At 29.3% G+C, this 10,708-nt stretch carries 10 protein-coding genes; 4 read left to right on the forward strand and 6 right to left on the reverse strand.

Annotation, left to right across the window (positions count from 1 at the left end; all coding sequences use genetic code 11):
* The first annotated feature begins 202 nt into the window (after positions 1-202).
* Positions 203-1,081 (forward strand): Cof-type HAD-IIB family hydrolase, encoded by an 879-nt coding sequence (locus CLOBL_RS25430; protein WP_077861556.1) that lies wholly within the window; start codon positions 203-205, stop codon positions 1,079-1,081.
* 169 nt (positions 1,082-1,250) lie between these two features.
* Here CLOBL_RS25430 and CLOBL_RS25435 read toward each other — a convergent pair whose 3' ends face one another.
* The 4 genes from CLOBL_RS25435 to CLOBL_RS25450 all read right to left on the reverse strand — a co-directional run bounded on the left by CLOBL_RS25435 (position 1,251) and on the right by CLOBL_RS25450 (position 4,651).
* Positions 1,251-1,793 carry a GNAT family N-acetyltransferase gene (locus CLOBL_RS25435; protein ID WP_077861557.1) on the reverse strand — a complete coding sequence of 181 codons (543 nt, stop codon included), beginning with the start codon at positions 1,791-1,793 and terminating at the stop codon, positions 1,251-1,253.
* 152 nt (positions 1,794-1,945) lie between these two features.
* Positions 1,946-2,752: a YitT family protein gene (locus tag CLOBL_RS25440; RefSeq protein ID WP_085959829.1), complete on the reverse strand. Its 807-nt coding sequence runs from the start codon at positions 2,750-2,752 to the stop codon at positions 1,946-1,948.
* Positions 2,753-2,963: 211 nt separating this feature from the next.
* On the reverse strand, positions 2,964-4,070 hold the full coding sequence (locus CLOBL_RS25445; protein ID WP_077861558.1) for a hydrolase: 1,107 nt from the start codon (positions 4,068-4,070) through the stop codon (positions 2,964-2,966).
* Positions 4,071-4,180: 110 nt separating this feature from the next.
* Positions 4,181-4,651, reverse strand: coding sequence for a VOC family protein (locus tag CLOBL_RS25450; protein ID WP_077861559.1), 471 nt, complete (start codon positions 4,649-4,651; stop codon positions 4,181-4,183).
* Between the two features lie 84 nt (positions 4,652-4,735).
* Here CLOBL_RS25450 and CLOBL_RS25455 point away from each other — a divergent pair, with 84 nt between their 5' ends.
* A complete protein-coding gene (locus CLOBL_RS25455; protein WP_009171729.1) occupies positions 4,736-5,287 on the forward strand; it encodes a hypothetical protein in 552 nt (183 codons plus the stop codon).
* A gap of 97 nt (positions 5,288-5,384) precedes the next feature.
* On the opposite strand, the gene CLOBL_RS25460 is transcribed toward CLOBL_RS25455, so the two are convergent.
* Together CLOBL_RS25460 and CLOBL_RS25465 are read right to left on the reverse strand one after the other, a co-directional pair.
* Entirely contained in the window at positions 5,385-5,804 is a 420-nt protein-coding gene (locus CLOBL_RS25460; protein ID WP_077861560.1) for a pyridoxamine 5'-phosphate oxidase family protein, read from the reverse strand.
* Positions 5,805-6,559: 755 nt separating this feature from the next.
* Positions 6,560-8,995, reverse strand: a complete 2,436-nt coding sequence (locus CLOBL_RS25465) for a leucine-rich repeat protein (protein ID WP_077861561.1) — start codon at positions 8,993-8,995, stop codon at positions 6,560-6,562.
* 451 nt (positions 8,996-9,446) lie between these two features.
* Here CLOBL_RS25465 and CLOBL_RS25470 point away from each other — a divergent pair, with 451 nt between their 5' ends.
* Both CLOBL_RS25470 and CLOBL_RS25475 read left to right on the forward strand, forming a co-directional pair.
* Entirely contained in the window at positions 9,447-9,797 is a 351-nt protein-coding gene (locus CLOBL_RS25470) for a helix-turn-helix transcriptional regulator (RefSeq protein WP_009171731.1), read from the forward strand.
* Positions 9,778-10,434, forward strand: a complete 657-nt coding sequence (locus CLOBL_RS25475; RefSeq protein ID WP_077861562.1) for an ImmA/IrrE family metallo-endopeptidase — start codon at positions 9,778-9,780, stop codon at positions 10,432-10,434. Before CLOBL_RS25470 ends, CLOBL_RS25475 begins: the two co-directional genes overlap by 20 nt.
* Positions 10,435-10,708 lie beyond the last annotated feature (274 nt).

Raw genomic sequence — 10,708 nt, forward strand, 5'->3', positions numbered from 1 at the left:
AATAAATAACAGGTCCAAGGTTGCCTTGAATATTTTTCATCAGGCAAGGAGGTAACTTAACATCATAGTGGGACTATGATGTCAAGTTGCCGGCGTAGGATGATGGAAAATAGGCCGGCAAATGGACTTGTTATTTATTTGATTGTGCCTAAGTGTAATATTTAAATGCATTAGTAAAAAAACTACGTTAGGAGATTTAGAAATGATAAAATTAATTGCATCTGATATGGACGGGACCTTGATAGGTCTTAATGGAAAGATATCAAAAGAAAATATTGAAGCTATAAAACTAGCTCAGAGAAATGGAATAAAGTTTGCCATTGCAACTGGCAGAGCATATGATGATGTTAAACCGATTTTGGATGAATATGATTTAAAATGCGAATGCGTTGTATTAAACGGTGGAGAATACAAAGATGTTTCCGGCAGAACTGTTGCTGGAATCTATATTTCGAAAAACAAAACTATTGAGATTTTAAATGTAATATCAAAGTACGATAACTTATCAGTAGAGATATACACTGACAATGGATACTATACAACAAACTCGAGAGAGAAAACATTAAATGGAATGATAAAAAGGACAAAGACTATGCATTCATATCTAACAGATCCAGATGACATTTATAACTATGCCATCAATAATCCTCACTTTGTAAAGATGAATTACATAAAAAATTTAGATGAATTTTTAGACGCTGATATTAAAATAGGTAAGCTAGTTTCTTTTGCTGAATCTATTGATGAAATAAGATCTCTAAAGGAAGAGTTGAATAAATTAGATGGACTAGCTGTGTCTTCAAGCTTTATTACTAATATTGAAATCAACCATATTAATGCAACAAAAGGAAGCATCTTAGCAAAGGTTGCAGAAGGAATTGATATAAAGAAAAAAGAAGTGGCTATTTTAGGAGATAGTTCAAATGATTATTCTATGTTTGTTGAATTTCCAAATTCCTTTGCTATGGAAAATGCTATTCCAGAAATAAAACAAGCTGCAAAATATATAACTGCAAGTAACATAGAACACGGTGTAGCAAAAGCAATCTACAAAATACTAGACATGCAAAGTGGTAACTAAACTTAAGCGTATATTAATCAAGAAGAAATACATGTTTATTACGTAGGACTATGAAAATATCGCTGAAAACACTAACAGGAAGGTTGCACCAAAATTAGCATGCTCCAACTTAAGTTTGACAAGCTAATTTTGAACAACCTTCCTTTGAATCATTTATCCAATTAAGATCTCATAGTACTCGTCCCATCATGACTGTATTGTAGTATTTTCCATCCTTATGGATACGGTCGTTTATTAATATGCCTTCTTCTACGAAGCCATATTTTTTATATAATTGAATTGCTTTAGTATTTGTTTGTACTACAGTTAATGAGATTTTTTTGATTCCAACACTATCCATAGTTTTTAAGACATTTTCTATTAGGACTTTACCTATCCCATAGCTCCAATAATCTTTTTCTATACATATTCCAAACTCGGCCTTATGTTTGAACCTATTTAGCTTATTTCCTTCGCAGCGAGTAAAGCCAACAATTCTATTATTAACCTCCGCTAATAAAAATAATGTCCTTTCTGACGTATTATCTTCATGAATAATTTTTTCAAAATCTTCTGGAGTAAGTAAACCTTCTCCCGATTCCCTATCAAGGTATTCTGTTTCTCCATCAATTTTAACCCTTAATTCAGCTAATTTGTATGCATCAGTTTTTATTGGACAACGAAGTTTCCAGGTTAGTCCTTTACTTTCTATTATTTTGTCTTCAATAAGCATTTTTACCTCCAGTACATATAATCTATGCATCCTTAATTAAATTCTTCCTTATTTGTATATTATAATATTTTAAAAGCAAAAGTATCGCATTATACAAAATACGATACTCAAATTCATAATTACTTAATACTAACATGTATTTTTGATATATTTTAATGTATGGCTTTTTTCTTATATTTCTTACCTGCACCATCGACACTACTAATTGTAATTAGTGCATCCTCATCAAAACCATTTACAATACTTTTCAACTTTGCTATTTCAAGCCTTGATAAGACCACATATATAACGTTCATTTCATTTCCGCTATATGCCCCTTTACCTTCTAAAAAGGTAACTCCTCTTCCAAGCCTTGCTATTATCGCATCAGAAATATCTTTATTTTTTTCAGACACTATGATTACTGCTTTTGATTCATCGAGTCCTTCTACAGTAATATCTATTGTTTTAAAAGCAATAAAATATGCTATTAAAGAATACATGGCTCTATCCCAGCCGAATATTAATCCAGAACTTCCAAGTATAAATAAATTGAAGAACATAACTATTTCACCAATAGAAAATGCACTTCTCTTATCTAAAATTATAGCAATAATTTCAGTTCCGTCTAATGAACCACCATTTCTTATAATCAAACCTACTCCAACTCCTAAAATAATCCCTCCAAATATAGTTGCAAGAAGTATATCTTGCGTTACTCCAGGAACAGGTGTAAATAATGAAACTCCTATAGACAAACATATTACTGAAAAAACAGTTGAAAGAGCAAATGTCTTTCCTATCTGTCTATAACCTATAATAACAAAAGGCAAATTAAATATAAATATAAATACTCCTAATGGAATATTTGTTAAGTGATTTGCCATGATGGATATTCCTGTCATACCACCATCAATAATATTATTGGGTATCAAGAATGTTTCCAAGGCTATTGATACTAGAATTGAACCTAATATCATAAAAAAAATTCTATTAATGTCAGCAAAAGCATGTTTTAATTTACTTCTCATGAATCATCCCCCTTCCGCTTATTAAGCGCGTATGAAATTATATTTTTCTTGTATATATTAATTATATCATACTTATAGGTTTCATATCATTTAGGTTGTGATTTATCCTTAGCTTTACCAATTTTACTTTTATATAAAGAATTTATAAGATATATCTTAATTAATTTGCGTACCAGCTTTTAATAACTTCTACACTTTCTTCACTTGGATAATATCTCTTATCACTGCTAGTTTCACCAATTGCAAATACTGAAAATCCAAGCTGCCAAGGTTCATCTTGAAATTCATTTTTATAGGCCGCAAAACAATTTGCTTGTTCCTGATTATTCACAATATTAGACACTAAAGGGTTATGTGGCTCTACAGAAGCTTTATTAGTTCTTGGGAATCCTAATTCTCCGAAGAAAATTGGTTTATTCCATTTATCATAGAAATTTTTTATTTCTTGCTTTATATCCTGTTTTCTATTAAACTTTGTTGAACTTTCAAGGGCTTTTGTTAAATTATCTACCGTATTTGTATCATTTTCTGTAAGCTCAAAATAAGCTGCTATAGAAATAAAATCTACTTTTGAAAATACTTTATTATTTAGTTTTTCCTTATATTTTTCAGTATATTCTGGTGCAAAATCAGCTGCTGTAATCCAGAAATTTGTCCTATAAGTTACCAAACCTTTATAGCGTGCCCTGACATAATCTATCATATCGCACATATATCCTTCATTTGCTTCCATATGTACAAAACTTGTTCCTGCGTTCAATGCATCCACATGATATGGTACAGCTACATCTTTAATTAAATTACTTAGAACATTTGTTTCCCAATTATAAAAGAAATTATTAATATTATCAGGCTGCCAATCTGTTTCTCCAACGCTTCCATTTTCTATCCATGGATATGGTTCAAGTATTATGTTTATCTTTTTAAATCTAAGCTTTTTAAGTAACTCTATAGCTCGTTTTTCACTACCTTTGTCTATTGCCATATCGCTTGAAGTCCTAGTATCGATATTTATAACTACTGGAACATTTAAGGTATTTAACTTAAGTTTATCTATATCTTGAAGTACCTGATCTATATTATAATCAGTAGATAAATTGCCTGATTTAATTTTTGTTTCAAATTTTGAATTTAAAGTCTTGCCTTCAACTCTATTTATCATCTCGTTAATATATCCCCTTGAATCTACATTAATCTTGTAAGCATAAAAAGCACCTGATAGCATGCTTATTAATACAACCATTATTATTGCTATTTTTTTCGTCATCTTTCCTCCTATGTAAGTTATAAATATACATATATATTGCAATTAATTTTCTAAAGCAAACTCTTATTTACTTATATATTTAATTATATCATTTCTTATAAATAGAATTTTTATTTTTTCCAACTTTGCAGTTCTATAATATTTCCTTCAATATCTTTTGCATAAACAAACGTTGCTATTACATTATTAGGATATTCTGTTTTTACTAATTGCCCTACTTGCCCACCTCCTTCTTCCTTTATTTTTTCCAATACTTCTAAAACATCATCAACTTCAAACGCTAAGTGAGCAAGTCCTACACCATTTAGTACTTTTTTACTATCATAATCCATATTATCATATGAGAAAATCTCTAATGTTGGTAGCTCTTCTTCATATCCTGGTAACGTTAAATGCTCTCCTGTAATATGGGCACTCTTAATCCCTGTTAATTTATCAAGCCATTCACCTTGCAAGTTACGCTCAGGTGCTACTGGTTTGCAGCCAAAAACACGTTGATAAAACAAAGATACTCTTTTCCAATCCTTTGCAATAATGTTGGTATGTACATATTTGATCTTTATTTCTTTTTCTTCTCTCATATCTTCCTCCTAAATATATTTAGAATAAATAAGGCTATATAGGTAAATAATAATATTAAAATTAATTTATTATGAGGTGGCTTAATGGGATATAGTTTTTTATTATTAATTATGACTGTAATTTTTTCTGCAATCATGTTATTTATCGGAATTGCTGCAATAGTAAAAAAAAGATATACTTTACTTCCTGAACACATAGCCACTTATGTATTTTATTTAGCGTTTTTAATATCACAATATATGCTAAATTTTCAAGTTAATCTTTTAATCATTCTTATGGTTTTAATAACTCTTATTGGTAATAGCTTTATTGGTAAATATCTATATGTTTATAATAAATCTAAACATTATGATAGATTTTTACATGCATTTGGTGCTTTTTCATTTGCACTTTTCTATTATTCTATTTTGCATAAAATTGCTATGCCTATAGTCTCATCAAAATTTTATATTGGAGTCTTTGTAGCAGCAATAGGTATTTCACTTGGCTGTATTTTTGAAATTTACGAATTCATTGCAGATTCTATTACAACTTCAAATAACCAACATGGACTAAAGGACACAAATTTTGATATGATATCTAATATTATCGGTTCATCAATTGCAGGCATTGTTTCAATATGGATTTTTCTATAGCATTTTTATTAAAGTTTCTCCATAAAATTCTTTAGATACATTAACATCTTTAACTGCTAATATTGTTAGTTTAAATTCCATCACACTGCCTCCATAGTTATTCAATATTAAACTCTTCTGACTTAAATTTACTATAAAATCTACCTGTTTTAGCTGTAAATCTTAAGACGCAATAATCAGGATCACAAACTCCTTTAGAATAGTACGTTTCATCACCATCATTCCAAATCATTTCCTTTGATTCCTGATCTTTCAATACTTCCATTGTCCCTTTAAGCATAACCCCTCTAAAAAATCGCTTATCGAAAAAGTAAATACACGATCTAAAATTATTTTCATACTGCTTCACTCTCATAGATGAAGTATTAGTAGTGAAGTAAAAATACTTTATTCCATCTCTTTTTCTTGGTGGAAGCATAGCCTTAGTATTTGGATATCCCTCTTCATCTACAGAACTAATAATAGAAACTCCTATTTTATCAATCATATTCCCTATAGTTTTTACCGCGTCTCTCACTTTAATAGCCTCCTATTTACTTAATAATAATATTAATAATTATAGCATAATTATCCATTTAATCCACTAATTATATATTCATGTCCACAAATTTCAAATGCAAATTTTTACGGCATATATTTATATTTTGTCCTAAGCAATTTTCATAGTTTTTAAAGAAGTTTTAATAAGAATGTTGCTTTTAACCCAATCATAAATACACTGAATATTATTTTTTTCAACATTGTTTCTGTAAATTATTAAGCTTTTACAAAAAGAATATCTCTATTGACCAACGTTTGTTATAATACTCAAAAATTATTTTAGTGCAAAATCCAGTGTCAGTACCTAAAAATGCGCGTAATGCTCCATCTTTCTTGAATACATTTTCATGTCAGCAAAATAGAACCACAACATTATCTATACCATTAAGATTTTCCTTAATAACAATAATTCTAATATTGTTAATCTTTTTGCAAATTAATTTATACAATATAATGTGAACTTTGTCTCTGTTTTTTATTTTGCAATTATAAATATATGTTATAATTTTTTCTCAACTATAGTAGTTTAAATAAAATATTATTTGCTAATTAGTTAAGGAAACTTTAAGCAAACAGTAATATACCCCCGCCTTTTATATAAGGTTGGGGTATATTTTATGTATTTATATTTGTAGTCCTTGCTCGCTTAATTCATATTCATAATTCTTTATATTATTAATTTTTTTCCCATGAGAAATTACTATGGTTTTATTTAAAACTCTGTTTGCTGTTTTATTGAATCATTGCTCCATCTCCACCTAGCCAATATCCGCCTATAGATGCATTTCTAACCATAACTCCAGATTGATCTAAGTAGTACCATTTACCATTATGATTTAACCAACCAACCTTTGGCATTCCATTATCATCTATGTAATACCATTTATCGTATAATTTTATCCATCCACTTACTGGATGGCCTGATGGATTTGTAAACATCCTATTAGCAGGAGAAATAATGTTTGACCCTAATGAATTCGCCCCAACATTTTGTGAAGTTAATTGCCCATATATTACAGTGTTATTACTACTATTATTATAATTACTACTTGTTGATGAGTTTGAATTTGAATCTGAACTATCATCATTTGAAGTATTTCTATCAATTTTACTTGTAGTATCTTCTACATTATAATTAATACCGTTTATTGTTGCACTAACAATTACTTTAATATATTTGTTCTTATCACTGCTTTTTAACTTATATTCTTCTTCATCAGCACCACTTATATCAGTATAATCCCCGTCCTTTTTAGAAGCCCTTTGCCATTTATATTCTAAACTTGGCTCCGTTCCATCATATTTCACCTTAGCTTTTAACCTATGGCTAACTTCTTCTTCTCCTGAGATGGAAACTGATTTTAAAACTGAATTTGAACTGTTATCGGATGTTGTAGTTTGTCCTGTAACAGTGATAACCGTACTTGCTGTAATATTACTTCCATCAGTAGCTGAAGCTGTAATTGTAGCACTTCCATTGGATATAGCTGAAACAACTCCTTGGCTATTAACATTAGCTACACTTGGATTATTTGACGTCCAATTCACATTTTTATTTGTTGCTGTAATTGGAATTATATTAGGGGTAAGAGCTATAGTACCTCCTTTAGTGGTAATGCTGCTATTTCCACTGATAGTTATCCCAGTTACTTTAACGTCTGTTTGACTAGTGCCTCCCCCAGTAGTATCACCTTGCCCACTAATTGTGATAGTTCTCGATTGGTTAACTTCACTTCCATCATTAGCTGTTGCCTTAATAGTTACAGTTCCCTTTGATTTTGCCGTAACAACTCCGCTATTATCAACTGTAGCTATATTAGTGTCACTTGACGTCCAATTTAAAGTTTTATCTGCAGCATCACTTGGAAGGACAGTCGCTGTTATTTTTCCAATTTGGCCTACCATCCAGTTTGAATTGGTTGTATCTAATGCAATTGAGTTTACTTTAGTTATATCTGATGAACCTGTTCCTATTCTAATTTTACTACTATCTACATTTGCATTAATTAACATTAGTCTAATAGTATTGTTTGGTACCCAGAATATAAGATTTTCCTTATTACAATTTAAAAATGCATTAGTACTTATCTTCGATACACTATCAGGAATTATTACATTTGTTAAATTGCTGCAATCTTGAAATGCATTGGCACCTATAGTTGTTACGCCGCTCGGAATTGTTATATTCGTTAAACTACTACACCCTTGAAATGCAGTACTTTCTATATTAGTTACACTACTTGGTATTGTGATATAACTTAAGCTACTACAACCTTTAAATGCACTCTCTTTTATACTTGTTACACCACTTGGAATTGTTATATCTGTTAAATTACTACAACCAGAAAATAAATTGTCATTTATAGTTGTTATATTATTAGACATTTTCACAGTTTGTAATCCTGTACACCCTGAAAATGCATAATTGTTTATTTCTATCACATTATCAGACATTTCCACGTTCTTTAAATTCTTACACCCATTAAAAGCATCTTCCATAATGCTTACTACATCATCTGGAATTGTATAACTTTCCCCTTCTTTTGCTGCTGGATAAACTACTATTTTTGTTCCCGACTTATTATATAATACTCCATCAACACTTTTATATATTGGATTGTTTTGATTAACTTCTATTTTTTCTAAGCTGCTACATTTAGAGAAAGCGCTAACCTGTCCCCAAAGTTCTTCATTGACACTACTAGGAACTACTACAATTTTCAAATTACTACAGTTACTAAACATGCCTTGTGGTATATATTTTAGCCCCTCAGGAATTGATACATATTCTAAATTAGTACAATTTTGAAATACATATTCAGCTGCAGATGATAAGCTATATGTATTTCCATTAAATATAATTCTACTAGGTATATTTAAAGTTCCACTTAGCTTATCACCATATCCAATATCTAAAGAATATGTTTTATTCTCTTCATTAAAATAAATGTTAATTCCATTAATAACGCCACCATTTAAACTGCTATATTCCCCCTGAAATGTCCACTCACCATTATCCCCACTATAATTTAAGCCTGTATCCTGCTGAGTTCCTTCAGCAAAATTCACTGATTCTTCACTTGCAAATGCTATTGTAGTCGGAACTAAGCTTGTACACATAATTAACATTAGTAGCTTACTAATTAGCTGCTTATTTCTTTTCAACATATTATTTCCCCTTTTTGTTTTATATATTATTTCTACATTTAATTACATATAGTTACATCCTGTATTCTACCATATTAATAATATAAAATACAATTATGTAAATATATTATATTTAAGTATTTCATATTTTTATATGTAAATTTATTAATTTAGATCCAAATTATTCTACATGGTAATAATACTTGTATAAATACTATAAAAAATAGAGAAGCAAATTTCATATTTGCTAAATAGCTAATTTTCTAGTTTTAAATTCTTTAAAAAAGAAAAATCCCACCAAGAATTTGATTATATTCAAGCGTAAAATAATTCACAACAAAAGGAGCAATCTACTTATGTATCTTCAATTGCAACATATTATAATTTACTGGAAATATATAAGCTTTTTTCAAATTTCCTATTGATTATATCGGTCACTATGATAAAATTATCATAAAGAGGTGAATTTATTATGTTAGGCGACAAAGTAAAATTACTTAGGAAGAAAATGAAAATTACACAGCAAAAGTTAGCTGAAACAATTGGTTTAAGTCAATCTACAATTGGAATGATAGAAAGCAATAAGCAAGGTGCTAGTAATGACACTTTAATTAAGCTTGCTAATACTCTAAATACTACTGTTGATTATTTACTGTCCGATGACAAAGATGAAGCAGAAATTATTCTGAAGGATAATGAATCTATTATTGAAGATAATGATATTCGAAGAATTGAAAGAGCTAGAAGAAAAATGGATCCTAAGAATAAAGAAAAAATGATGAAAATTTTAAGGTCTGCTTTTGATGAATACTTTGACGATTAGATACAAATATATTAAGCGCATAGTTAATGACATTTATATAAAATTAAATATTCTTAAATTCCCTATAGACATAATTGAAATAATAAGTTCTTTCAATAACATAAAAATAGTTTCTTATCATCAATTCATGCTTGACCACAATCTAACTAAAGTAGAAACTTTTGAATTATTAAATTCAGATGAAGGCTGTACTGATTATTTCAAACCATTAGATAAATATATAATTTATTATAATGACTTAGATTATAAATCTGAAGAGCGGATTAGATGGACTTTATCCCATGAATTAGGTCATATTTTATGTGAACATTATTCAAAATCTACAAAGATATTTTGTGAATCTTTAACTGAGGAAGATTATAAATTTAGAGAAGCTGAAGCGAATTATTTTACCGGCTTATTACTATCTAACCCAGTAATACTACACAAGTTGAATGTAAGATCTCCTTATGATATTGCGACATATTGTGCTCTATCGTCAGAAGCTGCACGTTACAGATATGATAATTATAAGAAATGGTGTAAAAATATTATTTTGACAAGCTCAGACAGATATATAATCAGAAACTTCCAAGATTACTTAAGTGCTCAAGCACTTGAGTATCAGGAGTTTCTGGTATTTATGAGTTCATTTTAGCCATTGCTCCAAAAGGCTTTAAAAATGGTTGGTTATCCAAAATACAAATATAAAAAATTAGTAGATAGAAATCCATTATAGTTTTCATTTAATTGATCATATATTTCTAGTATAAGTACACAATCAAATAATAAATTTTTTTGTGTACTTATACTAGAAATCACATACATTTTTGTGAAGCAGGCATTTGAAATTTAGCTGCTAAAAGTTCTTAATGTGAGCTTGTTCCATTTTCTGCTTGTCACGAACTTGTTTCTGGAGCATGCAGAAATGG

The organism is Clostridium sp. BL-8, assembly GCF_002006495.1.
Classification (GTDB): domain Bacteria; phylum Bacillota; class Clostridia; order Clostridiales; family Clostridiaceae; genus Clostridium.